Origin of the sequence: Paenibacillus sp. FSL K6-1096 (genome assembly GCF_037977055.1) — a bacterium.
GTDB lineage: Bacteria > Bacillota > Bacilli > Paenibacillales > Paenibacillaceae > Paenibacillus_AQ.
In genome coordinates this window covers 3993930-4020103 of the sequence record NZ_CP150274.1, presented here as the reverse complement: position 1 = coordinate 4020103, position 26174 = coordinate 3993930, and the positions used below count along the sequence as shown (strand labels likewise).

General features: G+C 57.5%; 24 protein-coding genes. 9 read left to right on the top strand and 15 right to left on the bottom strand.

Annotated elements, in window-relative coordinates; all coding sequences use genetic code 11:
* Positions 1-11: 11 nt before the first annotated feature.
* The 5 genes from MHI24_RS17940 to MHI24_RS17920 form a co-directional block, all read right to left on the bottom strand.
* On the bottom strand, positions 12-857 hold the full coding sequence (locus MHI24_RS17940; protein WP_340020894.1) for an ABC transporter permease: 846 nt from the start codon (positions 855-857) through the stop codon (positions 12-14).
* A gap of 4 nt (positions 858-861) precedes the next feature.
* Positions 862-1812, bottom strand: a complete 951-nt coding sequence (locus MHI24_RS17935; RefSeq protein WP_340020893.1) for an ABC transporter permease — start codon at positions 1810-1812, stop codon at positions 862-864.
* Positions 1813-1896: 84 nt separating this feature from the next.
* The gene (locus tag MHI24_RS17930) at positions 1897-3516 is read right to left on the bottom strand and encodes an ABC transporter substrate-binding protein (protein ID WP_340020892.1); all 1620 of its coding nucleotides are present in this window, start codon (positions 3514-3516) and stop codon (positions 1897-1899) included.
* Between the two features lie 97 nt (positions 3517-3613).
* The gene (locus tag MHI24_RS17925; RefSeq protein ID WP_340020891.1) at positions 3614-4039 is read right to left on the bottom strand and encodes a peptidylprolyl isomerase; all 426 of its coding nucleotides are present in this window, start codon (positions 4037-4039) and stop codon (positions 3614-3616) included.
* The gene (locus MHI24_RS17920) at positions 4036-4254 is read right to left on the bottom strand and encodes a hypothetical protein (RefSeq protein WP_340020890.1); all 219 of its coding nucleotides are present in this window, start codon (positions 4252-4254) and stop codon (positions 4036-4038) included. Before MHI24_RS17920 ends, MHI24_RS17925 begins: the two co-directional genes overlap by 4 nt.
* A 228-nt stretch (positions 4255-4482) precedes the next feature.
* Here MHI24_RS17920 and MHI24_RS17915 point away from each other — a divergent pair, with 228 nt between their 5' ends.
* The 4 genes from MHI24_RS17915 to MHI24_RS17900 all read left to right on the top strand — a co-directional run bounded on the left by MHI24_RS17915 (position 4483) and on the right by MHI24_RS17900 (position 7917).
* A complete protein-coding gene (locus MHI24_RS17915; protein WP_340020889.1) occupies positions 4483-6204 on the top strand; it encodes a glycosyltransferase family 2 protein in 1722 nt (573 codons plus the stop codon).
* Positions 6205-6499: 295 nt separating this feature from the next.
* Positions 6500-7207 (top strand): glycosyltransferase, encoded by a 708-nt coding sequence (locus tag MHI24_RS17910; RefSeq protein WP_340020888.1) that lies wholly within the window; start codon positions 6500-6502, stop codon positions 7205-7207.
* A 204-nt stretch (positions 7208-7411) separates the two neighbouring features.
* The gene (locus MHI24_RS17905) at positions 7412-7753 is read left to right on the top strand and encodes a sigma factor-like helix-turn-helix DNA-binding protein (protein ID WP_340020887.1); all 342 of its coding nucleotides are present in this window, start codon (positions 7412-7414) and stop codon (positions 7751-7753) included.
* Positions 7696-7917 (top strand): hypothetical protein, encoded by a 222-nt coding sequence (locus MHI24_RS17900; RefSeq protein ID WP_340020886.1) that lies wholly within the window; start codon positions 7696-7698, stop codon positions 7915-7917. The genes MHI24_RS17905 and MHI24_RS17900 overlap by 58 nt, the downstream gene beginning before the upstream one ends.
* 75 nt (positions 7918-7992) lie before the next feature.
* Here MHI24_RS17900 and clpB read toward each other — a convergent pair whose 3' ends face one another.
* The 4 genes from clpB to MHI24_RS17880 all read right to left on the bottom strand — a co-directional run bounded on the left by clpB (position 7993) and on the right by MHI24_RS17880 (position 13230).
* Positions 7993-10635 (bottom strand): ATP-dependent chaperone ClpB, encoded by a 2643-nt coding sequence (gene clpB / locus MHI24_RS17895; RefSeq protein ID WP_340020885.1) that lies wholly within the window; start codon positions 10633-10635, stop codon positions 7993-7995.
* A gap of 73 nt (positions 10636-10708) precedes the next feature.
* Positions 10709-11704 (bottom strand): DnaJ C-terminal domain-containing protein, encoded by a 996-nt coding sequence (locus MHI24_RS17890; protein WP_340020884.1) that lies wholly within the window; start codon positions 11702-11704, stop codon positions 10709-10711.
* Positions 11705-12001: 297 nt separating this feature from the next.
* Entirely contained in the window at positions 12002-12472 is a 471-nt protein-coding gene (locus MHI24_RS17885) for an Hsp20/alpha crystallin family protein (RefSeq protein ID WP_340020883.1), read from the bottom strand.
* A gap of 194 nt (positions 12473-12666) precedes the next feature.
* Positions 12667-13230 (bottom strand): GNAT family protein, encoded by a 564-nt coding sequence (locus MHI24_RS17880; protein ID WP_340020882.1) that lies wholly within the window; start codon positions 13228-13230, stop codon positions 12667-12669.
* A 104-nt stretch (positions 13231-13334) separates the two neighbouring features.
* Between MHI24_RS17880 and MHI24_RS17875 the strand changes: the two genes are divergently transcribed.
* On the top strand, positions 13335-14792 hold the full coding sequence (locus MHI24_RS17875) for a PLP-dependent aminotransferase family protein (RefSeq protein ID WP_340020881.1): 1458 nt from the start codon (positions 13335-13337) through the stop codon (positions 14790-14792).
* Here the strand turns inward: MHI24_RS17875 and MHI24_RS17870 are convergent.
* Complete coding sequence (locus MHI24_RS17870) at positions 14781-15758, bottom strand: YafY family protein (protein WP_340020880.1); 978 nt, start codon at positions 15756-15758, stop codon at positions 14781-14783. The two genes, MHI24_RS17875 and MHI24_RS17870, sit on opposite strands and share 12 nt — an antisense overlap.
* Positions 15759-15873: 115 nt before the next feature.
* Here MHI24_RS17870 and MHI24_RS17865 point away from each other — a divergent pair, with 115 nt between their 5' ends.
* Positions 15874-16299: a VOC family protein gene (locus MHI24_RS17865; RefSeq protein ID WP_340020879.1), complete on the top strand. Its 426-nt coding sequence runs from the start codon at positions 15874-15876 to the stop codon at positions 16297-16299.
* Positions 16300-16731: 432 nt separating this feature from the next.
* Here the strand turns inward: MHI24_RS17865 and MHI24_RS17860 are convergent, their stop codons facing one another.
* Genes MHI24_RS17860 through MHI24_RS17850 form a run of 3 tightly spaced genes read right to left on the bottom strand, consistent with a single transcriptional unit; the run spans position 16732 to position 18767 of the window.
* Positions 16732-17631: a DNA-3-methyladenine glycosylase 2 gene (locus MHI24_RS17860; protein WP_340020878.1), complete on the bottom strand. Its 900-nt coding sequence runs from the start codon at positions 17629-17631 to the stop codon at positions 16732-16734.
* Entirely contained in the window at positions 17612-18196 is a 585-nt protein-coding gene (locus tag MHI24_RS17855) for a methylated-DNA--[protein]-cysteine S-methyltransferase (protein ID WP_340020877.1), read from the bottom strand. The genes MHI24_RS17860 and MHI24_RS17855 overlap by 20 nt, the downstream gene beginning before the upstream one ends.
* Positions 18177-18767: an Ada metal-binding domain-containing protein gene (locus tag MHI24_RS17850; protein WP_340020876.1), complete on the bottom strand. Its 591-nt coding sequence runs from the start codon at positions 18765-18767 to the stop codon at positions 18177-18179. The genes MHI24_RS17855 and MHI24_RS17850 overlap by 20 nt, the downstream gene beginning before the upstream one ends.
* 355 nt (positions 18768-19122) lie before the next feature.
* Here MHI24_RS17850 and MHI24_RS17845 point away from each other — a divergent pair, with 355 nt between their 5' ends.
* Entirely contained in the window at positions 19123-20001 is an 879-nt protein-coding gene (locus MHI24_RS17845; protein WP_340020874.1) for an AraC family transcriptional regulator, read from the top strand.
* Between the two features lie 75 nt (positions 20002-20076).
* On the opposite strand, the gene MHI24_RS17840 is transcribed toward MHI24_RS17845, so the two are convergent.
* Together MHI24_RS17840 and MHI24_RS17835 are read right to left on the bottom strand one after the other, a co-directional pair.
* Positions 20077-20559, bottom strand: coding sequence for a hypothetical protein (locus MHI24_RS17840; protein ID WP_340020873.1), 483 nt, complete (start codon positions 20557-20559; stop codon positions 20077-20079).
* 311 nt (positions 20560-20870) lie between these two features.
* Positions 20871-21167, bottom strand: coding sequence for a hypothetical protein (locus MHI24_RS17835; RefSeq protein WP_340020872.1), 297 nt, complete (start codon positions 21165-21167; stop codon positions 20871-20873).
* A 312-nt stretch (positions 21168-21479) separates the two neighbouring features.
* Between MHI24_RS17835 and MHI24_RS17830 the strand changes: the two genes are divergently transcribed.
* Positions 21480-23117 (top strand): SWIM zinc finger family protein, encoded by a 1638-nt coding sequence (locus MHI24_RS17830; protein WP_340020871.1) that lies wholly within the window; start codon positions 21480-21482, stop codon positions 23115-23117.
* A complete protein-coding gene (locus MHI24_RS17825) occupies positions 23114-26149 on the top strand; it encodes a DEAD/DEAH box helicase (protein WP_340020870.1) in 3036 nt (1011 codons plus the stop codon). Before MHI24_RS17830 ends, MHI24_RS17825 begins: the two co-directional genes overlap by 4 nt.
* Positions 26150-26174 lie beyond the last annotated feature (25 nt).

The following is a 26174-nucleotide window of genomic DNA, read 5'->3' as shown; positions in this document are numbered from 1 at the left end:
GTTCCACTCTCCTATCTCCGGATCAGCTTTGGTTCAAAGCCGACCCGCACAATATCTCCCAGCACATTGAAGCTCAGAACGGTCAACAGGATCATCAGCCCGGGGAACAGCGCCAGATAAGGGGCCTGGGCAATATACCCCTGCGCACTGTTCAGCATGCTGCCCCACGTGGCATTCGGCGGCTGCACCCCGAAGCCGAGGAAGCTGAGCGATGATTCCATCATAATGGCTGATGCAATATTATTCGTTGCCCCTACGATAATGACCGGGACCAGTCCCGGGAGGATATGCCGCCAGATCATGCCGAAGGCACTTTGCCCGGAGGCTCTGGCGTACAGCACGTATTCCCGCTCCTTAATCGTCAGGGTCTCCGCACGGACGACACGGGCCACATTCATCCACATCAGCAGGGCGATGATAATAATCAGGTTGCCGATGCTCGGCTTCAGATAGACACTGAGCAGCAGCAGGATCAGGAAGGACGGGATCGACATAATAATATCCAGCATCCGCATCAGCAGATTATCGAGCCAGCCGCCGAAATATCCGCTGATCACCCCAACCAGCACGCCCACAAAGGTCGCTACGACCATGGAGGCAAATCCGACCAGCAGCGAGACCCGGCCTCCGTATAAGGCTCTGGACAGATAATCACGGCCGTAATCGTCAGTCCCGAACAGATGCGCAGCGCCGGGCTTCGTCAGGCGGGCCATGGCATCCATGGCATTCGGATCATGACCGGACAGGAAGGCAAAGACCGCCCCCAGTGTAAATACCGTCAATATGACAAGAGCAGCGACACCCAGACCGTTCGTAAACAGCTCGGACTGCAAGTTTTTCCATTTACTGCGATTCATGAGGTCACCCCTTCAGTTTAATTCTTGGATCGACAACGCTGTAGAGAATATCGGCCACCAGATTACCGAAGATCAGCATTAAGGAAGAGAACAGGGTAATCCCCATAATAACAGGATAGTCCATCCCCTTCACCGCCGTCATCCCCAGGGACCCGATCCCCGGCCAGGAGAATACCGTCTCCGTAACAATCGCCCCGGCCACCAGATCTCCCATCGACATACCGATCAGAGTGATCACCGGCAGCAGTACATGCTTCAGCACATGCCGGAACAGAATGGTGGATTTCTTCGAGCCAAAAGCGTACTGGATCTGCACATACTCCTCCTTGAGCTGTCCGATCGTGCTGGAGCGGATATAGCGCACATACCCGGCCAGGAAACTGAAGGCCAGCACCGTACACGGCAAGATCCCGTGCTTCAGCACATCCAGCGGCGATTCCACACCAATGGTGCGCATCCCCATGCTTGGAAGCAGATGCAGCTTGATCGCGAACAGATACATCAGCAGGATCGCCAGCCAGAACAAAGGGATGGAGATGCCGATATAAGCGATAAAATTGATCAGCTTGTCTACCCAGCGGTTGCGGTTCGCACCGGCCACGAGGCCCAGCGGAATGGCCAGCAGGACGGCCAGGGCAATGGCGCTGCCCATCAGACCCGCAGTTGCGGGCAGGCGGTCCAGAATCTGATCCAGCACAGGCTGGTGATTGACCAGCGAGTACCCGAAATTACCCTGGACCATCTCCTTGACCCAGATGAAATATTGAATATAAGCCGGCTTATCCAGCCCCAGATTATGGCGGATGCGCTCAATGTCATCGGCATGCATATTGGGCGTCACGAATGACAGCACCGGATCTCCCGGAGCCAGCTTAATCATAGTAAAACAGACCACCGATACAAAAAACAGCATCGGCAATGTTTGCAGCAACCTTCGGACGATGAGTTGTCTCATACGCAGCTTCTCCCAGCTCTTAACAGGCAAAAATAAGCTGGGGGACCAGCTTATTTGTTTGCCTTGCTTATTTTGTAAAGCAGATTATTTCTGGTAAATCTTGGATAGGTCTTCGAAGATGACGACCGGCTTCAGCACCGCTTCATCAATACCGCCGTAGTTCTTCGATACGGCTACCACGGTCTTAGTATAAGCGATAGGATAGATCGGTGCATCCTCAGCCACCAGCTCCTGCGCTTTCTTGTAGATCTCTGCACGCTTGGCCGGGTCGGCTTCGCCCGCACCGTCGTTCATCAGCTTATCAACCTCGCTGTTGGAATAATGCGAGTAGTTAGACGAGCTGCCCGTAGTAAACAGGATACGGTAGGCATCCGGGTCATAGCCCATGATATAGCCGGTCAGTGCCAGCTCGTAGTCGGTGGCCTTCAGATCAATGAACTTCTGCACCCACGCCGAGGAATCCATGTTCTGCAGTTCAACCTCCACGCCGATCGCCTTCAGCTTCTGCTGTACATACAGCGAGATGGCTTCCTGCGCCTTGTTACCGCTCTGTACGATGTACCGGAGCTTGAGATTGCTCTCGCCGGCAGATGCCAGCAGTTCTTTTGCCTTAGCGGCATCATTGTCAAAGCTAGGGACATCATTCGTGAAATACAGCGCATCCGGGGTCAGGAAAGACTTGGCCGGATCGGCATATTCATTAGAGGTGTAGGCCGTCTGAATCAGCTCATCGCGGCTGAGCGCCAGGGATAGGGCTTGACGGACTTCTTTTTTGGCAAGGGCGCCGGTGTCGCTGTTCGCATTGAACATCAGATAGGCGAGGCGGCCTTCGCTGTATGGCAGAATCTCGAAATTATTCGTCGCTTGAATCGTAGGAACATCCTTAGGATCCAGATACTGCACATTAATCTCGCCGTTCTGCAGAGCCAGATTCGCCGCATTGGTATCCTTGGCAATCCGGTAGGTCACCGAATCCAGATGCGGCTTGCCGCCGAAGTAATTGTCGAAGCGTTCCAGCGTCAGATATTCGCCCGCCTTGTATTCCTTGAACTTGAAGGGACCGGAGCCGACAGGAGAAGCGTTCTTCGTGCTCTTCTCAATATTGGTCTCATTCTCGTAAATGTGCTTCGGAATCGGGAATACCTGGACCAGCGTAGCTTCAAAAGCCGGGCTGACCTGTGGCAGCTTGAACTCCACAGTCAGGTCATCGACCTTGACAGCCTTAATCGCCTTGTCGCCGATCAGGAAGTTGGCCCGCAGGAAGCTGTTCTGCTTCTCGTCAAGAATGCTGTCGATGGTGAATACAACATCATCCGCCGTCAGCTTCTCACCATCATGCCAGGTCAGTCCATCCTTAAGCTTCAATGTATAGGTCAGATTATCGCTTGACGGTGTCAGACTGTCTGCCAGGTAGAAGGTCTTCTTGCCGTTGTTCACCTGGAACAGCGGTGCATACAGCGCCTGGTCAATCGTCAGACTGACACGGTCACCCGCATAGTTCGGATTCAGTACTACAGGATCGGAGGCAACTCCTATGATCAGACTTCCGCCATCCTTCGGCTCGCCGGCAGCAGGCTGCTGCGTTCCCTCCGCAGAGGTGGTGGCGGTAGCACTCGGGGATGCCGCATTATTTCCGTTTCCGCAAGCACTGATCATTAATGTTAACACAATAAGAATGACAACCCCTGATATCCCTTTACGCATTGTTTCTCTCCTCCATGTCTATAAGCGCTCCCGCTTGTTGTTGAGTCATTATATATCGGAATACTAGGAATTACAATGTATGAATTTACCATGGTCCTTACCAGACGCGGACCTCCTTCATGATGTCCCCGCGCCGTAAGGCATCGACATGCTCCATTCCTTCCGTAACCCTGCCGAATACCGTATGCCAGCCGTCCAGATAATCGAAGGTATCGTAACAGATAAAGAACTGGCAGGAGCCTGTTCCCGGCCCGAAATGCGCCATAGACAGCGCGCCGCGCACATGCTTGTGAGGATTCCCCTGTGTCTCGCAGGGAATAGGGGTGGTGCCGCCTCTGCCGGTACCGTCCGGACAGCCGCCTTGGGCGACGAAGCCGCGGACCACACGCTGAAAGGCCAGGCCGTTATAAAAGCCGCTGTTCGCAAGCTTCGCGAAATTGGCTACCGTTCCCGGAGCCTCCTGGTCGAACAGCTCCAGCCGGACCTCTTGTCCCTGTTCCAGTCTAATCAGAGCCTGCTTCATGGAGTCTCCTCCTCTGCACGGCTTACGGCATCTGCCGGCACGGTGATATGGACTGCGGTCTTGGCGGGATGTGCAGGCGCATAGATCTCCTCCACATCCTCATCCAGCAGCGGCCGGAGCTCTCCGGCGGCCGTATGCAGGAACACCTCGGCACGCGGATTCATCGCCAGGAGCAAATTGATTAGCTGCTGTACTTTTAACGGTTGCTTGTCCATTCTCTCACTCCTGTCTGCCCTTCGGGTCTTCATCATATATTAGCGGTATTGTACAACAGCCCCTGACAGACATCAATAGACTCTCTCTATAACGGCAGCTTATTATTTCGCGGAAATAGGGGAAATGCGGTACTTCTCTGAATATATTGAATACATATAATGGATACCAATTATTTGTAAATTCAAGGGGATGTGCAATTATGCTAAAGCTATTCTGGAGTGCCTGCTATGACTGAGAAGCGTACCCGGGTGCTGCTGGGCAGCCCAATCCATCAGAAGCCGGCCATCCTGGAGCAATTCCTGAAGGCTCTGACGCGGCTGAATCTGGAAAATATTGAACTCGATTTCTATCTGATTGACGATAACAAGGAGGAAGCCTCCAGCCTGCTGCTCCGGCAGTTCGCAGAGAGCGGCAGATCCGTCTTCCTGCAGGCCTCCGGTTATGACGACGAGTATGTCCGTGATGAGAACACCCATATCTGGCATTCCAATCTGGTCTGGAAGGTGGCCGAGTTCAAGAATCTGATGATCCGGCGGGCGGAGGCCTTCGGCTATGACTATCTGTTCCTGATCGACTCGGATCTTATTCTTCAGCCGGAGACCCTGCGGCATCTGATCGGCACAGGCAAGGATATCATCTCGGAAATCTTCTGGACCCAGTGGAAGCCTGATACACTGCTCCAGCCGCAGGTGTGGATGCATGACGAATACAATCAATGGGAGATCCTGCCCGGGGAGCAGCCCTCGGCGGAAGAGATTCAGCGCCGCTTCCTCGCCTTCCTGATGAAGATGCATCAGCCGGGAATCTACGAGGTCGGCGGGCTGGGAGCCTGCACCCTGATCAGCAGCCGGGCGATTGCTTCAGGCATCAGCTATGACAGGGTGCGCAATATCTCCTACTGGGGAGAGGACCGTCATTTCTGCATCCGGGCCGCAGCGCTCGGCATTCCGCTTTTCGTCGACACCTACTTCCCGGCGCTGCATCTCTACAGGGACAGCGACCTGGAGCTGGTGGAGGAGTTCGTTCAGCGGACCTCGGATAAAGCGGACGGGAGCAGCCCGGAGGCGGCTGGCATAGAGAACCGGACAGAGACAACAGAAGCTGCTGATAAAAGAGTACAGGAAGCCGCTGCCCAGTGGGATACGCTGTGGACGGAAGCTGAAGCCCGGCAGCGCTTAACCAAGCAGCCGCTGCCTGCAGATCCGGGCGGCGAAGCTGCACAAGCCGCAGTTCCCTCAGGAGGGCCGGAGCGCAGGCCCAAGCTGACGCTCACGATGATCGTCAAGAATGAAGCCTCAAGGTTCCTGCGTGAGATTCTGGAAGAACACCGCAAATATATTGACGAAGCCGTCATTATTGATGACGGCAGCACGGATGACACGGCTGAACTATGCCGTGAGGTGCTGAAGGGCATTCCGCTTCAGCTGATTCACAATCCGGTGTCCCGCTTCAGCAATGAATCCGAGCTGCGCAGGCAGCAGTGGGAGGCGGTGGTGGCGACCCGTCCGGAATGGATTCTTAATCTGGACGGGGATGAGGTCTTTGAAGCCCGCTTCGCCGAAGACGTGGATTCCCTGCTAAGAACGGAAGGCTGCGATCTGTTCTGCTTCCGGCTCTATGATTTCTGGGATGAAGACAAATACCGCGAGGATATGTACTGGCAGGCCCACCATAGCTACCGGCCGTTCCTGCTCCGTTACCGCGAAGACTTCACTTACCTCTGGAATGACCTGCCGCAGCATTGCGGTCGGCTGCCGGAGAATATTTTCGAGCTGCCCCATCAGTTGAGCAATCTGCGGCTGAAGCACCTCGGCTGGTCCAAGCCGGAATTCCGGCTGGAGAAATATCTGCGCTATATGATCCTGGACCCGGACGGCCGTTACGGCTGGAAGGAGCAATACCAGTCCATTCTGGACCAGCATCCCCGGCTGGTGCTGTGGAATGAATAGGCAGCAGAGCATCAATGAGCTAAGATTCAGCTGAGTATGAGGTCGCCTCATTCCGGGATGGCCGTACTTCCCGTTTCCCGGGATCGCGGCCTTTTTCCGTCTCTTTTAGTAGTCGTCAAGGTCATATTCTAATGCCTCTCTTAATACATTGATTACATATAAGCTGTATCAGAATCAGCGGAGTTGGCATCTGCCCTCTGATCAGCAGCCGGTCCATCAAGTCCGGTAAAGGAGCCCATGCCGGCTTATACGAGAGGAGAAGCGTCAGCAACCGGCTGATGCAGGTGAATCAGAGATGGAAAAAGCCGTTCCCAAGCTAACCCTTACGATGGTTGTAAAGAATGAAGGCTCGAGGTTTCTGCGTCAAGCCCTGCAGGAGCACCGCAAATATATTGATGAAGCCGTCATTATTGATGATGGAAGCACCGATGATACAGCAGACATCTGCCGCGAGGTTCTTCAGGGTATTCCGCTTCAGCTGATTCACAATCCCGTCTCCAAATTCGGCAATGAGATTGAGCTGCGTATGCAACAGTGGGAGGCAGTCATTGCTACCCGTCCGGAGTGGATTCTAAATCTGGATGCCGATGAGATTTTTGAAGCTAAATTCTCAGAAGAGATAGGCTCCCTGCTGCAGACAGAAGATTGCGACTTATTCTGTTTCCGCCTTTACGATTTCTGGGATGAGAATCATTACCGTGACGATTTTTACTGGCGGGCTCACCTAAGTTACTGGCCGCTCCTGCTCCGCTACCAGGAAGATTTCAACTATGTCTGGAATCGAGCACCCCAGCATTGCGGGCGGCTGCCCATGAATATTGCGGAATTGCCCCATCAGTTAAGCGGCCTGCGGCTGAAGCATCTCGGCTGGTCCAATCCGGAATCCAGGTATACGAAATATCAGCGGTACATGCGGCTGGACCCGGATGGAAAATACGGCTGGATGGAACAGTATCAGTCTATCCTTGATCCGAATCCCCGGCTGGTGCCGTGGAATGAATAGGCAGCCAGCGGCGGAAATGCCCGTGAGTTGAGCCATACAATTGTAAGAAGCCCCTGACCCGGGCTTCTTTTTTTGCCTGTTACTGTAGGTTTGCTGTCAAATATGCTAAAATAACAGAACATAAGTTCGTATTTTAGTTGTAAATACCCGCCTAATATTTCCCTATAATTAGAAAGTTGTATATAGAATAGGAGGCATACTCGCATGGAACAGCAAATGATCCAGCGCTACCGCAAGGAAATCTACCGGATCGGCTGGCGCTTACAATACCGGAGCAAGCGGACCCGCAGGCATGAGTGCACCTTCATGGATATCCGTCCCGCCCAACGGGATGAGGCGGAGGATATGATCAACCGGTTGTCGATCGAGCAATTGTTAGATACATTGCCTGCCAAAGGGAAGGTCATCCTGCAGAAGCTTTACCTGCAGGAGATGACAGAGGCTGAGGTTGCCGCTCAGCTGCATATGAGTCAACAGGGGGTTAACAAATGGAAGCAAAAGATGCTCCGGCAGCTATCACAGACAGCCAGTTCGCAGAGCTTCTGACAGCAGCCAGACAGAAGCAGCCGGAGGCCATGCTCCGGATCATCGAGCTGTTTCAGGAGGACATTGAAATGGTCAGCAGGCACATCCTGATTCCGCGGGAGGATGCCATTTCCCATATTGTAACCGAGATTCTGGCCTTCATTCAGGTGGAGGATAACACATGAACAAACGGGCAACGCCGTAGTACCCCTGGCGTTGCCCGCTTGCTTGGCGGTGCTCCAGTGAGACAGGAGCACTTATTATTCGGCTGTAACGGTCTCGGCAGACTCCGGCTTGGCGATGCTGACCGTCAGCTCCCCGTCTGCTTCATCGACGGTCATCACGGAGTCTTCCTCCGCTTCACCGGCGATCAGCGCACGCGCCACCCGCGTCTCCAGGCTGCGCTGGATGAACCGCTTCAGCGGCCGGGCGCCGTACACGGAGTCGAAGCCTTCCTCGGCAATGAAGCGGACCGCCCGTCCGCTGAGCACCAGCCCGATATTCCGCTCGGCCAGGCGCAGGCGCAGCCCATCGACCAGCTTCACGACAATTCTCTCGGTCTCATTCATGGTCAGCGGCTTGAACATCACGATATCATCCACCCGGTTGAGGAACTCCGGACGGAAGTGGCCACTCAGTTCCTTCATCACCCTGTCCTTAACGGCTTCGGTCAGATCGCCGTTGTCATCCGTGCCCTGAATGAGATGCGGCGACCCGATGTTGGAGGTCATGATGACAATGGTGTTCTTGAAGTCCACCATTCGGCCCTGCGAATCGGTCAGCCGCCCGTCATCCAGCAATTGCAGCAGAATGTTGAACACATCCGGGTGCGCCTTCTCCACCTCATCGAGCAGCACCACCGTATACGGCTGGCGGCGCACCGCTTCCGTCAGCTGGCCGCCCTCTTCATAGCCGACATATCCCGGAGGAGCGCCCACAAGACGGGAGACACTGTGCTTCTCCATATACTCCGACATATCGATGCGGATCATGCCGTCCTCGCGGTCGAACAGCGAAACCGCCAGCGCCTTGGCCAGCTCGGTCTTCCCGACACCGGTCGGCCCCAGGAACAGGAACGAGCCGATGGGGCGGTTCGGGTCCTTAATCCCGGCTCTGGCCCGGAGGACGGCATCGGCTACCAGCCGGACAGCCTCATCCTGGCCGACCACCCGTTCATGCAGCGTATCCTCCAGCCGCAGCAGCTTATCCCGCTCGCCTTCTACCAATCTGCTTACGGGAACACCCGTCCAGCGCGAAACAATATCGGCGATCTCCTCCTCAGTCACCGCTTCACGCAGCAGCCGGGTCTCCTGGTCCTGCTGCGCCGCTTCCTCCGCCGCCTTCAGCTGGCGCTCCAGATCAGGAATGATCCCGTAGCTCAGCTCGGCGGACTTGTTGAGATCGTAGACCTCCTGGGCATCGACCAGATCCTTGCGGGCCTGCTCCAGCCGTTTCTTGAGGTCGCGGATGCCCTGAATTGCCGACTTCTCCTTCTCCCAGCGGACAGTCATGCCCAGATGCTTCTCCTTCAGGTCAGCCAGCTCCCGCTGGAGGCTCTCCAGGCGGCGGGCGCTGGCGTCGTCGGTTTCTTTTTTGAGCGCAGCTTCCTCAATCTCCATCTGCATCAGACGGCGGGTCACCTCGTCCATCTCGCCGGGCATGGAATCAATCTCCGTGCGGATCATCGCGCAGGCTTCATCCACCAGGTCAATCGCCTTATCCGGCAGGAAGCGGTCGGTGATGTAGCGGTTCGATAACACTCCGGCGGCGACCAGGGCGCTGTCGTGGATTTTGACCCCGTGATGCACCTCGAAGCGTTCCTTCAGCCCGCGCAGGATCGAGATCGTATCCTCAACGTCCGGCTCGCTGACCAGCACCTGCTGAAAGCGGCGTTCGAGCGCCGGGTCCTTCTCGATATATTTGCGGTATTCATCCAGCGTGGTCGCCCCGATACAGTGCAGCTCGCCCCGGGCCAGCATCGGCTTCAGCATATTGCCCGCATCCATCGCTCCCTCGGTTTTGCCCGCGCCGACAATCGTGTGCAGCTCATCGATGAACAGAATAATCCGCCCGTCACTCTCGCGGATCTCCTTCAGCACCGCCTGAAGCCGTTCCTCGAACTCCCCGCGGTACTTCGCTCCGGCAATGAGCGCACTCATATCCAGTGAGAAAATCGTCTTGTCCTTCAGCCCCTCCGGCACATCGCGGCGGACAATCCGGTGGGCCAGCCCTTCGACAATCGCCGTCTTGCCGACGCCCGGCTCCCCGATCAGCACCGGGTTATTCTTCGTCTTGCGGGAGAGGATGCGGATCACACGGCGTATCTCGGCATCCCGGCCAATTACCGGATCGACCTTGCCGGCCCGCACCTCGGCCACCAGATCGCGGCCGTACTTCTCCAGCACCTCATAGGTGGCCTCCGGCTCCCGGCTGGTCACCCGCTGATGCCCGCGGATGTCGGCCAGCACCTCCAGCAGCTTCTCCCGGGTGATGCCCCGGCTGGTGAACAATTCGCGCAGCTCGCGGTTCCCGCTGCCGGAATCCGAGACCATCGCCAGGACGGCATGCTCCACCGCCACGAATTCGTCCTGCATCTTCGCCGCTTCCTGCTCAGCCTGCTCCAGCATGGCAATCAGCGCAGGCGAGGCGTAGCGGCGCATCGTGCCCGCCCCGCCTCCGCTCACGCTCGGCTTCCGCTGGAGCAGCGCCTCCGTGCCCTGCAGCAGCCCGGCTGCGGGAATATTCATCTTCTGCAGCAGCCGGGGCAGCAGTCCTTCATGCTGCTGGAGCAGCGCCTTCAGCAGATGGAGATTATCAATCTCCTGATGCCCGGCTGCAGCCGCCAGCGACTGCGCCTCGGCCACAGCTTCCTGCAGCTTCTGGGTCAGTTTGTTGAAATCCATAGATTCATCGCCTCTTCCATTCCATTCGTTAGTATAGGATGCCGCCGGTAAGCAGCGGCGTTATATTCCTTTATTACCCTGTAGCCGCTTTGGTCCGCTGTGTACCGCCGGAACTATTGCGCTTGGCTCCTGCCTGGAAGCCGCTGGCCTCGGCGAGCTGGCGGTACAGCTTCTTCTCCTCCTCGGAGACCGCAGGCGGAACGGCAATCTCCAGCCGGAACAGAATATCGCCATTTGTCCCGTCCAGCCGTTTCAGGCCCTTGCCGGAGAGGCGCAGTGTTCTGCCGTTGTTAGATCCTGCCGGAATCTTCAGCTTCACGCTGCTGCCGTCCGGCAGCTGCACCTTGGCCTCCCCGCCCAGCACCGCTTGCCAGGGGGCAATCTCCACTGTGGCGAGCAGATCTCCGCCGTCCGGCTCATAGATGTCATGCGGCAGCAGATGCAGCGAGATCAGCAAATCGCCCTCCTGCCCGGCTCCGCTGCCGCCGCCTGGCACCCGGAGCACTGTTCCTTCGGCCGAGCGTGCCGGAATCTGCACGTTGAGGTTCCGCCCCGCCGCCTGGACGCTGATCGTTCCGCCCTTATAAGCCTGGTCCAGCGTAATCTCAAGCTGGGCCTGCATCGTGCTGAACTCATCGGCCCACGGGCCTCTCCCCGGGCGGCCGCTGCCGCTGCCGGAGAAGAAGCTGAAGCCCGCGCGGTCCGCCGCTCCACGGCTGCCGAAGAACATGCCGAACATATCATCCCCGGAGTGGTCCCCGGATGCGGCTCCGCTGCCCCAGCCTGCGCCGAACGGGGATTCCCATGACGCGGAGGAGGCCGAGCCGCGTTGCCCCCGCGATCCGCCGAATCCGGCTCCATAGCGAAGCTCCTCATCATAGATTTTGCGCTTCTCTTCATCGCCCAGCACCTCGTAGGCTTCGGCCGCTTCCTTGAACCTCGCCTCCGCCTCGGGGGCTTTGTTGACGTCGGGATGCCATTTTTTGGCCAGCTTCTGGTAAGCCTTCTTGATCTCCTGCTTCGAGGCCTGCCTGCCGACACCCAGCGTATCATAATAGTTGGCTGCCACCGGTACCTCCTCCTCTCGTATAATGGGAAACTTCCTGTATGCCTTACCTTATAGAATACCGCTCTCTATTCAGCCTATTCCCGGAACGGACGATCATTCATCTGCTTCTCCGGGAAAAGACGCATCATAGCCGGAATCCCCACTACAATGCGCCTCTGGTATGAACTGCTATATGAAAAGCCCGGTGAACTCCATCTGCCGCCCGGGGAACCGGATAGGCTGCGGCCGCCGCCGCTTAGCCCGGGTTCCCGCGATAGTCGGCTGCTTCAGCCGGGCTTGGAAGCTTTGCTTCCTCTTTTACTGCAGCTGCGGGTTAGAGTCATTGCCGCCGTCCTGAATCTGAATCCGTTTGCCCTGGGACTTCTGCCGCTTCGGCACCTCCAGGCTCAGCACCCCGTCTCTCAGGGAAGCGCGGATGCCCTCATCGTCAATATCCTGAACGTAGAAACGGCGCACATATTCGCCATACCGCCGTTCCCGGCGCACGGTCTGATGCTCCTTGTTCTCCTCGCTGTTCTCTTCCTTGCGTACCGCCTTGATCGTCAAGTAAGGGCTGGAGTAATCGATGTCGATTTCCTCTTTCTTGAAGCCCGGCAGCTCGGCCTCAATCAGATACGCCCCTTCGCTCTCACGGATATCGGTCCGGAAGGACAGAGCGTGACTGGTCAGCGGCGAGAAGAAATCATCGTTGAACACTTCGTTCAGCGACTTCGCCAGCATACCGAAAGCATCATCTCTGCGTTTGCCAAAAGGAACCAAATCAAACATAATCCATTCTCCTCTCATTGACTTTTTTCGGTCTTGGTTTGACTTTGACTTTATTTGACCTTATGGCTTTATTATAGTCCGGGTCCCGGGGGATGACAAAACCCGTATAAGCCGAAAAACCGGGGAAATCCGGCATTTCGGCTAAGTTTTTCGTATAAATTTTAACATTTTTAAAAAATTGACCTTTTTTGACCTTACTGCTCTTTTTTCAGATAACGCGCCCGGTACTCATTCTCCAGCATCGCCATCATAATGACATCATGGTATTCATGATTATAGTACAGCGTCTGGCGGCGAACGCCCTCACGGACAAACCCGATGGACTCATAGACATGCGTTGCCCGGGCATTATAGCTGTAGACCTCCAGTTCAATTCTGTGCAGATTTAGAATGCCGAAGCCGTAGTCCAGCAGCAGCAGCAGCGCCTCACGCCCGTACCCCTTCCCCTGATGGCGCTCATCCCCGATGGCGATCCGCAGATTGGCGTTCCGGTTGTGCGGATCAATATCCTGAATGGCGATGTCGCCGATGACCTCACCGGTCTCCTTCAGCGCAATCAGCAGCAGCACGGAGCTATCATCCCCTGATTTACGGGCGATATACTGCTCGATTTGCTCTTTGGTAATATGCTTCTTGGTTCCTGTCAGCCTGCGGACCTCATCCCCGTAGAACAGATGGTAATACGTTTCCGCGTCTTCCCCGTTGAGGGGGCGCAGAAGGATTGTTTTGCCTGTCAAAAGCGCGGATTGCCTGTTCATCCTGTCCACTCCCAATGTTGTAATTGCCATTATAGTAATATAGAACTGTATACTATGAAATATACAGAATCGTTATATTTAGAAGGACAGATGGAGGGAATGCTATGCTGCTTGTGCCGAAATTGGATGAACACAGCGGGGTGCCTTACTATATACAGCTCTATGAATATTTCACCAAAGCCATCCTCGGCGGGGCTCTGGAGAGCGGAACACGCCTGCCTTCCATCCGCCGCCTGGCGGCGTTATGCGGGATCAGCGCCACTCCGGTAGAGCTGGCTTACCAGCAGCTGGCGGCGGAGGGCTTCATTTCCAGCAGGCCGCGCAGCGGCTACTATATTCTGCCGGTCCACAGCAGCGGCAGTGCGGCGGACAGCGGGGAGCGGCCGCGCCCGGCCGCCCGTCCAATCACGCCCCGCGATTCGCGGAGGTTCGCTTATGATTTCCACATCTCACGTAATGACTTCTCGCTGTTCCCGCACCGGATCTGGCGCAGTCTCTATCAGGAACAGCTTGCGAATGCCGACCTGCTCCAATACGGCGACCCGCAGGGCGAGCCTGCACTCCGCCACAGCATCGCCGCCCATCTTCGGCGGTTCCGCGGGCTGAACTGTACAGAAGAGCAGATCGTGATTGGAGGCGACCAGTACACCTTATGCTCACTGCTGTGCCTCCTGCTGGAGGGCCGGGTGAGCAGCCTGGGCATTGAGGACCCCGGCTATCACCTGATTCCGGCAGCCTTCCGGCGCAGCGGCTACAGGATCATGCCGATTCCGCTGGAGGAGGACGGGCTGGATCTGGGGAAGCTGCATAGCAGCGGTGCAGATGCGGTGTATCTCTCTCCTTCCCATCAGTTCCCCCGGGGCATGGCGATGCCGATTACCAAACGCCTTGCCTTGCTGGAATGGGCCCGGTCCACGGGCGGCTATATCATTGAAGATGACTATGACGGGGAATTCCGCTATCACGGGCGGCCGATTCCGGCGCTTCAGGGGCTTGCTGAGGGCAGCCCGGTCATCTACATGTGCAGCTTCGCGCAGTCTGTGGCACCCGCGCTGTGCATTCACTATATGGTGCTGCCGGAGGAGCTGCTGCCGCGTTACCACAGCCTGAGAAGCGAGCTGTATCTGGAGCATTCAGCTTCACGGCTGCATCAGATTGCGCTGCACTACTTCATGGAGCGGGGCTATTTCGAGCAGCATCTGCGCCGGATGCGCCTGCTCTACCAGCGCAAGCATGATGCGCTGCTGCGTGCGGTCAGGCAGTATTTCGGCGATGCCGCTGTGCTCAGCGGAACGGACGCCGGCTTCCATCTGCTGCTGACCCTGACCGCGCCGGGTGCAGGCAGCGCAAGGGAGCTTGCCGCTGCCGCAGAAGCAGAAGGCATCCGCGTCACTCCGATGTCTTATACGTGGTGGGATCAGCCGGACCGGGATGAACCCGTATTCATCCTGGGTTTTGCCGGAATCGCCTTAGAACTGATCGATGAAGGCATCCGCCGGCTGGCCGGGGTGTGGCTGAGGCAGGCTCACAGGAGTCTCTCCACTTCCACTTCAGGACCGTGAGCCCTGCTCATCGTATTTTGCCAGCATACCGGCCAGCATCCGCTTCACCTCTGCCTTAAGCTCCGGCGGCTCCTGTACCGTGGCCTCATTGCAGAGGCCGATCACAAACCGTGCGAAGAAGCTTAAGTCGCTTCCCGGCACCTCGCCCTCCAGCCAGCCCGTGCCGTCTTCACGGATGTGCAGTAATTGCCTTGACCACACCTCCGCTTCGCAAGCCTGAACGCCTCCGCGCCCAAGCTCCACCTCCAGCCGGACGGGGCTTGCCGCTTCTTCCTGCGCCGGGCGGCTGAACGCTGCCATGTTGCCCAGATGGACCTGCCGCAGATCCAGCGCCTCCGGCCCCGGCTCCCCGTACCCTGCCGAGTAGATCCGGTCACAGCGGAAGACGCGAAACCCTTCGCGCAGGAAGCAATACGCCGGACAATACCATAGGCCGTTACTGGCATAGATGCCTACAGGCTGAATCCACCGCTCCCGGCGCTGTCCCTTCGACTCATAGTCGATCCGCAGCACCTTCTGCCCGGTGGACGCCTCCAGCAGCAGGGAGAGATACGGGAATTCCGCCTGCCGCTCCGGAGTCAGGAAATCGATCCTGTTCTTCATCTCATCGATCCGGTCGCGGACATCGCCGGGCATATAGTTATAGAATTTATGCAGAGCTGACAAGGACTCCTCCTTGAACGGCAGATACTTGTAATGGCGCAGCGCATGGCTCGCAAAAAAAATCGCCACCGCCTCCCCCTCCGTAAACGCAATCGGCGGCAGAATCCGCTCCTTCAGCACCTGATAGCCCCCGTGCGGCCCTACTTCAGAGTAGAGCGGCACGCCCAGCTCCCCCAATTCCTGCAGGTCGCGGAGAATGGTCCGGGCAGAGACCTGGAACTCTTCGGCCAGCTCCCTGACGGTGAATCTGCGCTTGCGGTTGACCGTCATCATCAGCTCCAGCAGCCTTTTGGATTTCGGCATGGTGTTCGCTCCTTATAAATATTTTAACTATGACAGAACCTGTCACTATTACAGCTTACACTATAACCATAGCCGGTTAGCCAAGGCAAATAATATTCCGAGGAGCGAATGTGACATGAATCTGCAAGTGAACCCTTATATTCTGGTGGACGGGTCTGCCGGAGAAGCGATTGCCTTTTATCAGGAGGCGCTGGGCGCTAAGGTGCTGTTCAAACAAACGGTGGGCGAAGGCCCGCAGAACCCGGAGAAGCCGATGACGGAGCAGGAAAAAGCAAGGATTGCCCATGCCGTGCTGCTGGCGGGAGACAGCAAATTCTTTGTAGCAGATTATGAGCCGGAAATGCCGCGCAGCCGCGGCAACAGCATCAATGTATGCCTCTCGGTGGCTACCGCCGATGAAGCGCAGAAACTGTATACCGCGCTGAAGGCAGGCGGAACCGTCGATATCGAGCTGGCCCCCACCTATTACAGTCCCGCTTACAGCATGGTTACTGATAAGTTCGGGGTATGCTTCCAGATCTTTACGATGAGGGAGCGGTGAGGCTGGGGAGTTGAGGTAACATTGGGGCGATGGGAATTGGGGAAAACACACATTAGGGGGAACACTATGCTCCACAGCCCTGTGCCTGCGCGCGGGCCAATGTGATCGGTTTTTCGATTACATTCGGCTCATCAGCCATCGCGGCGTCCATTGTAATCGGTTTTTCGATTACATTCGATTTACGTGGCGCGCACAGTCCAATTGTGTTCGGTTTTCCGCATACATTCGGCCTACGTGGCGCGCATAGTCCAATTGTATTCGGTTTTTCGCATACATTCGGCCTACGTGGCTCGCATAGTACAATTGTATTCGGTTTTCCGCATACATTCGGTCTACGTGGAGCGCACAGTCCAATTGTATTCGGTTTTCCGCATACATTCGCAACGCAAACGAAGCCCTGTCCACCGGAATCCGGCGGAACAGGGCTTCGTTCTAATATAATGCCCGCCACAGATAGAACGTGGCGTAGGCCTCCCAGCCCTGCCACGGCCGGGCCAGATCAAGCAGTTCTGCCGGTGTCGGCTTGCGGTCCATGCCGGTCAGATGCTTGATCACGTTCTGCAGGCCGACATCGCCGACCGGATAAGAGGACGTATCGCGCAGGCAGCGCATCCGCACATACTGTGAGGTCCACGGGCCGATCCCGCGGATCTGAAGCAATCGCTGCTCGGCGGCCTCCGGGGACGGGAGCGCCAGCAGCTCCTCCCGGCTTAGTTCTCCGGCTGCGATCAGCCCGGCGACTGTAAGAATCGTCTGCGCCTTGCTGCGGGTCAGCTGCAGAGCGCATAATTCCTCAAGCTGCACCCCCGCGAATACCTCCGGTCCGGGAAAACGGTAGTAGGTCTGCCCCTCCCATTCCAGCGCCTCCCCGTATTCTGCGGTCAGGCGCTGCTTCAGCCTGTAGGCAAAAGCCAGATTCACCTGCTGGCCCAGAATCGCCCAACATAACGCCTCGAACAGATCCGGGATGCCGATGATCCGCAGCCCCCGGTGCTCGCTGGCCAGCGGCCCGAGCAGTGGGTCCGCTGCCGCCAGCCTGTAGAACGGGGCAAGATCACGGTCCAGATCGAACCATTCCACAATGTAGCGGGCAAGCCATTCCTGCTCAGGCACAGATGGAACCGCACCATGCAGCCGGGTTACGTTCAGCCTGTGCTCTTCGGACACGCTCAACCGGATCAGGACCGGGCCGCCCGCCAGCCGGAACAACCGTGTTACCCCTGCCTCGTCCGTGCGGAACAGACACTCCAGCGGCGAGCGGTTCATGTATTCCAGACAGGCATCCAGGTCGAAATCTTCCGGCAGCGGCAGCTCAAAAAGCAAATCGTTCATGCCCCGCCGCCTTCACATTCAGAATGCCTTCCAGCTCAAGCAATTCCTGCTTCATCTGGAGTCCGCCCCGGAAGCCGGTTAAGGTACCGTTCGCACCAATCACCCGGTGGCAGGGTACAATGACCGGCACCGGGTTCTGGCCGTTGGCCGCACCGACAGCACGAACCGCCAACGGTCTGCCGATACGCTCAGCCAATTGCTTGTAGCTGGCCGTCTCACCATGCGGGATTGTAAGCAGCCCCCGCCACACCTCCTGCTGAAACGGGGTGCCCCACAGATCCAGCTCCACACTGCTGAAGTCCACCGGTTCTCCGGCAAAATACCGCTCCAGCAGCGTGATCACCCCAAGCTGCTCAAATTTCTTGGCATCCTCAATGAGCTCATGGGCAGGCGCATACATTTTCAACCAGGAGGCGGGTAATTGCCCTTCATCCTGCGGGAAGGATACTCGGATCAGGCCTTTATCGCTGGCCCACAGGGTCCACTCCCCGTTTCCGGGATTCAGGGTATGATGATAAATCGTGACAGTATTTGTACTCCGGCTGTTACTCCGGCTTGGCTTCATGCGGATCTCCTCCTTTTTTATGCTTGGTACGGTATTCTGTAGGGGATAGCCCCGTCTTCTTCAAGAACCAGGCGGCAAAATGGGAGGGAGTGCGGAACCCCACGGCCCCGCCGACCTCTGCCACTCCCGCCTCCGTCTCCGTCAGCAGCCTGCCGGCCTCCTCCGCGCGCAGCGCATCCAGCCGCGCTGCCGGCGACTGGCCGGTAACGCGCTTATACGTCCGCTGCAGGTGGAACGGGCTGACCTTCAGCTCGGCCGCCATCGCCTCCAGAGTCAGCTTGCGGCCGAACTGCCCGTCCATAATCGCATCCGTCTGCGCCGCCAGCACCGCGTCCGGCCGGAGGGTGCCTCCTTCCTCGGGGCGGCATCTTTTGCAGGGCCGGAAGCCCGCCGCTACAGCCTCCTGCAAGGAGCCGTAGAACACCACATTTGAGGCCTTCGGCGTCCGGGCCCGGCAGGATGGACGGCAGACAATATGCGTTGTCAGCACCGCCGTATAGTAGATCCCGTCATACGTCGGCTCGCGCCGCACCACCGTTTCATAGATGCGTTCGAACAATTGCGGGTCCACTCCATCACCTCCCCCTCATCTCTTACCGCCAGTATAAACGATTCGTTCCGGCTTATGCAGCCTATTGAAATAGGAGAGCAAGATTACGACAGTGAGGTTAAGGGTATAGCCGGTATTCGGGCGGTGTTCGGAAAAAAGTGGAAAAACAGCACCTATTAATGCTAGAATGGACTGCTTGAATGAACTATCTTTATCCGGGTTAGTGTACGTTCAGACCTTCAGGGTAACAGCCTCGGGTTTCAGGAAACGCATAGAATGGAATATATGATCAAAAGTCCGGACAACTCAGAGCATTCCCGGTCAGGCCCCGCCCTGCCCGCTTCTTTACAATGAATATTGAAAGGGAGATGAGGAGATGGAGACGATACGGCTGCTCCAGCAGGCGATTGATTACGTAGAGCAGAATCTGCATAACGCCATCGGCGTCGAGGAGATTGCCGGAGCGGCGATGACCTCGAAGTACCATTTTCAGCGGATGTTCCATGCCTTGACGGGCTTCACTGTTACCGAATATGTACGCAACCGGAGGCTTACACTGGCGGCGGAAGAGCTGGCAGGAACGGACGGCAAGGTGATCGACATTGCGCTGAAGTACGGGTACGAGACGCCGGAGTCCTTCGCAAGAGCGTTCCAGCGTGTGCATGGAGTGACTCCGAATATGGCGAAGAAGCCGAATGTGAAGCTCAAATCGTTCCCCCGCATCTCCTTTCAAATTCAGATCAAAGGGGAAAGCGAAATGAATTACAGGATGGTTGAAGAGAAGGGCTATAGCGTCATAGGGCAGGAGGTTATTATCCACCAGGATGCTTATAGTGAAATTCCTGCGTTTGTAGAGAAGATCTGGAACGATGGGACGCATGACCGCATTAACGAAATGGCAGGCAGACCTGCGGGCTCGCTGCTGTTCGGCTATTATTACGACTTCCGTGAGGATGGGACCAAGCGGTATCTGATGGGAATGGAACTGCCGGAAGGAATGGAGATCCCGGAAGAGCTGGTGAAGCTGACTATACCCGACCAGACGTATGCTGTATTCGATTGCCTGGATAAAGTGCCAAATGACCCGGAGCTGGGATCAGACATTAAGAATGTGTGGCGACGGATCTATGCGGAATGGTTCCCGTCGTCAGGCTTTGAGCAAGTAGAAGGTCCGTGCATCGAGAAATACTTCTGGACGAATGATGAGCACGATGAATGTATCTGCGAGGTATGGATTCCTGTAGCGAAAAAATAAAATACAACCCCTATAAGCCCTCTACCAGCCATAAAGGCATCTGGAGGGCTTTTTTCCGGGCCAGGGTGAAGAATTCTATGACCCTCCTATGAGCTTGTTTACTTTTGAAGCGAAAGCATCCCAGTTTGTATCATATCCAACACCGTAATTCCATCCGTTAGTACGCAGCTTTTGAGCTAAATGGGTGTAATCAGCACGTTGCTTATCATCTAGGCTAACATCAAAAGTAGGGTCACCCGCCTTAAACTCATTTATATAATCGTACAATTTCATTAGGATATTCTCCTTCTCCTTATCGCTTTCCATTCCACTGTGCAGGATAATCGAATCGATCGCATCATCCAGCTTCTGTGTAACAAGAGTTTCATTTTCCCAATTATGATCTTGCTGATATTGTATAGTTTCCTCAAGTTGCACCAGATCTCGTTGAATATAAGCATTCAGTAATTCATGTCTCAACTCTTCATTCCTGCTGACACGCTTAGACTCCATAAAAAACATAGCATTTCCGAATAGAGAAACTACTAAAGCTACTACAATCCAGTCCTTTTTGTTCATGCTTCCCCCCATACCTATGCTAATTTTAATTTCACGATATAATCAATATATCAAATTACTGGAAGGGGATGACTGTATATGCTTAAGAAAATGCTTTCTGTCTGCATGACTTTCTTATTCCTGCTTCCCAACGTTATTCTGGCAGCCCCTGCTTCCAGCCCGGCCCGCTAGCCATTTCGTTGCCGATGCCACCGCCATATGGCAGGCTTCGGAAGCAGATATCACAGGCTTAGCGACGGCACTGTAACAACATTTAAATTCCCCGGCCTCTCTTACACCGAGCTAATCCGGGCAATCCCGGAGTAAGGAACCTATATCCCAAAGTCAGCTCCCGGGAAAAGGGTGTACCGGTCCAGATATTTTGCAGTGTCCGGTACAACCTTCACAGATTGGATGGCCCCCTGCCCAAAAACAAAATTCCACCGCTCCACCTTCACCTTGTACTCATCCTCTGCAGTCACTCTCTGGACAATCCGCACGGTTAAGCTGCTGTCTGTACCTGCAACAGCCTTCATATCAACAATCGTTCCCATATTATACGTTCCCGCCGGGAAGCCTTCGTTATAGAGGTCGGTCTTGAAATCAGGCGTAACTACACATTGTTGCATTTCTTGCAGGATTTTTCTTAAAAATCTTATGGGCTACGGCACATTGTTGCATAAATTGCAGGAATTCCGGTGTTTAAAGCAGGTTAGAGCTGGCTTTGTTGCATTTCATGCAGGATTTCAGCATCGGTCACTTCTATTAAACAGTATTGCTGCACATTTTGCAGGATTTCACTACAATGTACGAGCATGGCCCCCTCTGGCTGTCAGCCATATCATACCTGACAGGATTTCAGACTTTTCCGGGATACGCTATACAAAAATGATATAATGGAACGACGGATTCACCCAATCTGCTACAGGAGAACGATAGCCATGCAGCAACAATATGAGCTGGACGATGCCGGATGGGACAAGCTGATCTCGGAGGTCGCCAGCAATTTCGATGATCTGACCCTGAAACGGGGATTTCAATATTATAAGCAGCAGCGGGTCCAAGCCTTCCGGATGATTACGCCGCACCGGATCATGTCGCTGGTTGAGGGCAGGGAGGATTATGCGGTCTCTATCGATCTGGACGATCTGGAGGAGAGCCACTGCGATTGTCCCGTATCCGGGCTGTGCAAGCATATAGCGGCGGTGCTGATGAGCTATGCCGAGCGGATGGAGAAGCCGGTGCATTCCATCGCCAATGCCAAGGCCCTTGTAGACCGGCCTAAGATTCCGTCTTATGCGGATACTGTTCCTCCCGGTCAGCGCAATGAACAGCTGAAGACACTGGCGGCCCAGCTTCCCGGAGGGACGGTGCAGCAGTGGCGTGAATTCATGTACCTGGCGATCGGGCCTCTGGCCCATACGGTACGCAATCCGCAGTATGCCGAGCGGGCGCTGGCCGCCATCTCCGGGGCACAGCCCAAGCTGGCTCCCGCTGCCGCCAAGCTGTTCAAGCTCCACGCCTGCCTATGTGTGCTGGACAGCCTGATTAAACCCGGAGGACAGCCGCTGGCCTCCAATATCTATTCCCTTGGTTATTCTGTCGGCTACTATACCTCTATTGCCATCTCCGAGCTGCAAAAGCAGATTACAGCCCTCATGAAGCAGGGCCTGCCGCTCGCGGAGGCTCCTGAGGAATGGCCCAGAATCTATGATACCATCGCCTATATGCGCAGCGAGATGCTGACGGAAGCCCGTGACCGCTCGCGGGAGCAGCCTTATTTTTCCGCTTGTTATGCGCTGCTGTGGACGCACTGGATTACACCGAATCTAAGCGGAACCGAGCTGTATACCCGTGAGCTGGAGGAGCTGCAGCAGGCGGAGGAACAGCTGGGCGCCGGGGTGCCCCGCCATGCCCTGCAGCTGGCCAGAAGCCGGATGCTTGCGCTCCTGCACGAGGATGCCGCAGCCCTGGAGGAGCTGCGCACCGCAGCGGAGCGGCCCGGGCTGCACCCGGAGGAGCTGATGAGCTTCGTGACCCCGCTGGCGGAGGCCCGCCAGTGGGAGCGTCTGGCACAGTGGCTGGCCGCAATCGGGCCGCTGCTCAGCAGCCGCCTGTATAATCTGCGGGATTATGCGGGCTGCTGGGATGAGGCGGTCCGGCATCTGCCTGAGACGGAGCCGCAGATGTGGGATACCCTGTCCGCCATGCTGCCGCTGTCGCGCGAGATCTATGAAGAACAACTGCTGGCCTACGGCAAATGGCAAGAATGGATGGACATGCAGCTATCTGCCGGCCACACGCCTGCCCACTTCCGGGTGAGCGACCTGCAGCCGGTGGAGAAGAATGCGCCGGAGCTGCTCCTGCCGTTCTATCATCAGGCGGTGGAGCGCTTCGTGCTGGAGAAGAACCGGCACAGCTATAAGGCGGCGGTGAAGCTGCTGAAGCGCCTGGCGAAGCTGTACAAAAAAACAAAACGCGAAGCGCGCTGGAACGAGTTCCTGGATAACTTCACGGACAGACACAGCCGGCTGCGCGCTCTCCAGGAGGAGCTGCGGAAGGGAAAACTGATTCCATGACGACAATGATGCGAAATATTACAGTCCAGCTGGCCCTGAGCCAGTATGGGGACGCGCTGATCTATGGGGTGGATGACCGGGATGATTACATGCCTGGCGTCCTGCTCAAGCATCAGCTGTTCGCCTGGCATGAGGAATCCTTCTACGGTACGGAGCTGGGCACCTCGAAGGCCGATGATGTCGAGCTGGTGGTGCTCCCCGCCGAGCAGGTGATTCCGTTCTTCGCCGATCTGCGGCTGCTCCGCCATGTCGGCTGGAGCTGGCAGGGCGATGCGAAGCTGATGATCAAGCTGGCCCCGCTGCTGGCGGACCTGCTGGAGACGAAGCGGTACGCGCCCAGCCTTGCAGCCTACCGGGAAGGCCAGCTCCGCTGGGCCTGGGACGGGAAGGCGCTGGCGGCCGCCGCCGAAGCTGACTGGGACGATGCGGCTGCGCTGCACAGCCTGCAGGAGCGCAGCACATTCGCCGCAGGGCTGGAGGCCGCCTTCTCGGCGGCGGTCTTCCAGCGGCATTACGGCACCGAGGCGCAGGCCGGTGACCTGCGCAGTGAGTTCCCGCTGCTGTTCAGCGGGAACCAGAGCGCAGCGGCCGGGATGGACGAAGACAGCTGGCTGATGTCCATCGGCTGGAAGGCAGACACCGCGCCGTTCCGGCCGGTGCTGCAGCTGCTGGAGCCGGACGCCGACCTGCCGCATTGGCGGCTCCGGCTGCTCCTGCAGGACAAGCGCGACGAGTCCGCGCTTGTGCCGCTGCGGCTCTCCGGGGACGGCGAGCCGCATGGCCAGTGGCCCGCCGCGTGGGACGCGCATGTCCGCGAGCGGGCGGGCGGGTGGCTGCCGCGGCTGCGCGGCAGCCTGCCGGAGCACATCGGGCATGGCGCCGATGTGCTGGCGGAACCGCTGAGCGGCGAGGCCGCGTGGCGGTTCCTGAGCGTGGACAGCCGCCTGCTGCTGGAGGCGGGCTGGCAGGTGCTGCTGCCGGCGTGGTGGGAAGCCGCCAGCCGCAGGAAGCCGCGCCTGCGGGCGCGGATCAGCTCAAGCAGCGCTGAGGGCGGCCGCGGGCAGTCGCTGTTCGGTCTGGATGCGCTGGTCGATTTCGACTGGCGCATCTCCATCGGCGACGCCGATCTGTCCGAGGCGGAGTTCGCTGATCTGGTGGCGCGCGGGGAACGGCTGGTGCAGTTCCGCGGCCAGTGGATTGCGCTTGATCCTGCGCTGCTGGCGCAGATCCAGCGGGCCATGACCGGGATGGACAAGTCGCGCGGCTTGTCCTTCCAGGATGTGCTCCAGCTGCACCTGCTGAGCAGCGGAGAGGACGGCGGCTCGCCGGAAGAAGCGGCGGAGCTGGCCGAAGCGGAGGCGGCCCGGGTGAAGCTCGAAGTCGAGCTGAACGGGCATCTCCTGAAGCTGATCAGCCAGCTCGCCCAGCATAGCCAGTGGCCGAAGCCAGAGATTCCCGCCGGCCTGCGCGCCGAGCTGCGCAGCTACCAGCATGAGGGCTTCGCCTGGCTGGCGTTCCTGCGCCGCTTCGGCCTGGGCGCTTGCCTCGCCGATGACATGGGACTCGGCAAAACCGTGCAGCTCATCGCCTACCTGCTCCACGTGAAGGAGCTGGAGGCCGAAGCTGCGGCCTCCGGAGAACCGGCCGCCCGGCGGCAGACCGATCCGCCCGGCTGGCCGGCGCTGATCATCTGCCCGACCTCGGTGCTCGGCAACTGGCAGAAGGAGCTGCAGCGCTTCGCTCCTTCCCTGAACGTCATGCTGCATTACGGAAGCAGACGGCTGGAGGCCGGTTACTTCTACGGCGCGGCCTCGCAGGCCGATGTGGTCCTGACCTCCTACGCGACTGCGGCGCTGGATCAGGAGCTGCTGAAGCAGTTCACCTGGGCCGCCGTATGCCTGGATGAAGCGCAGAACATCAAGAACGCCGGAACGAAGCAGTCCGCCGCCGTGCGCAGCTTCCCGGCCCTGCACCGGATCGCCCTGACCGGAACGCCGATTGAGAACCGGCTGTCCGAGCTGTGGTCGATCTATGACTTCATTACGCCGGGCTATCTGGGCACCGCCAAGGGGTTCCAGGACCGGTTCGCCGGAGCGGTGGAGAAGGAGCGGAATGCCGAGCGGACCGCCGATCTGCAGCGGCTGGTCAAGCCGTTCATGCTGCGGCGCAAGAAGAAGGACCCGGCGATTCAGCTCGATCTGCCGGAGAAGAACGAGATGAAGACGTATATTCATCTGACGGCAGAGCAGGCCGCCCTCTACGACCAGCATGTGAACACGCTGCTGGAACGGATGCAGAAGCTGGAGGGCATGGAGCGTAAGGGCGCCATTCTGGCCGCCCTGACCAGCCTGAAGCAGCTCTGCGACCATCCGGCGCTGCTCACCAAGGAGGCGCTGCCTCAGCCGGAGGACGGCAGCGGACTGGACACCGGACCGCTGATCGAACGCTCCGCCAAGCTGGAGAGGCTGCTCGCCATGGTCCGCGAGCTGCGCGAAGAGAACGAACGCTGCCTGATCTTCACCCAGTATGTCGGGATGGGCATGATGCTGCAGGCCGTCCTCCGGCAGGAGCTGCAGGAGCCGGTGCTGTACCTGAACGGCAGCACCCCGAAGAAGACACGCGACCGGATGATCGAGCAGTTCCAGGCTCCTGCGGCGCCTGCGGGCGGGGCCGCAGCAGACAGCGCCGGAGGCCCTTCCGGCCAGCCGAATGTCTTCATCCTCTCGCTCAAGGCGGGCGGGGTTGGCCTCAACCTGACCGCCGCCAATCATGTGTTCCACTTCGACCGATGGTGGAATCCGGCGGTCGAGAACCAGGCCACCGACCGGGCCTACCGGATGGGCCAGACCCGGGATGTGCAGGTGCACAAGTTCATCTCGCTCGGCACGCTGGAGGAGAAGATTGACGAGATGCTGGAGAGCAAGCAGCAGCTCAGTGATGATGTCATCTCCGGCTCCGAGGGCTGGATTACAGAGCTGTCTACGGACGAGCTGAAGGATCTGTTCACCCTGCGCCGGGAGTGGGTGGGATAACCGCAGACCGGCGCAGAGATTGCCC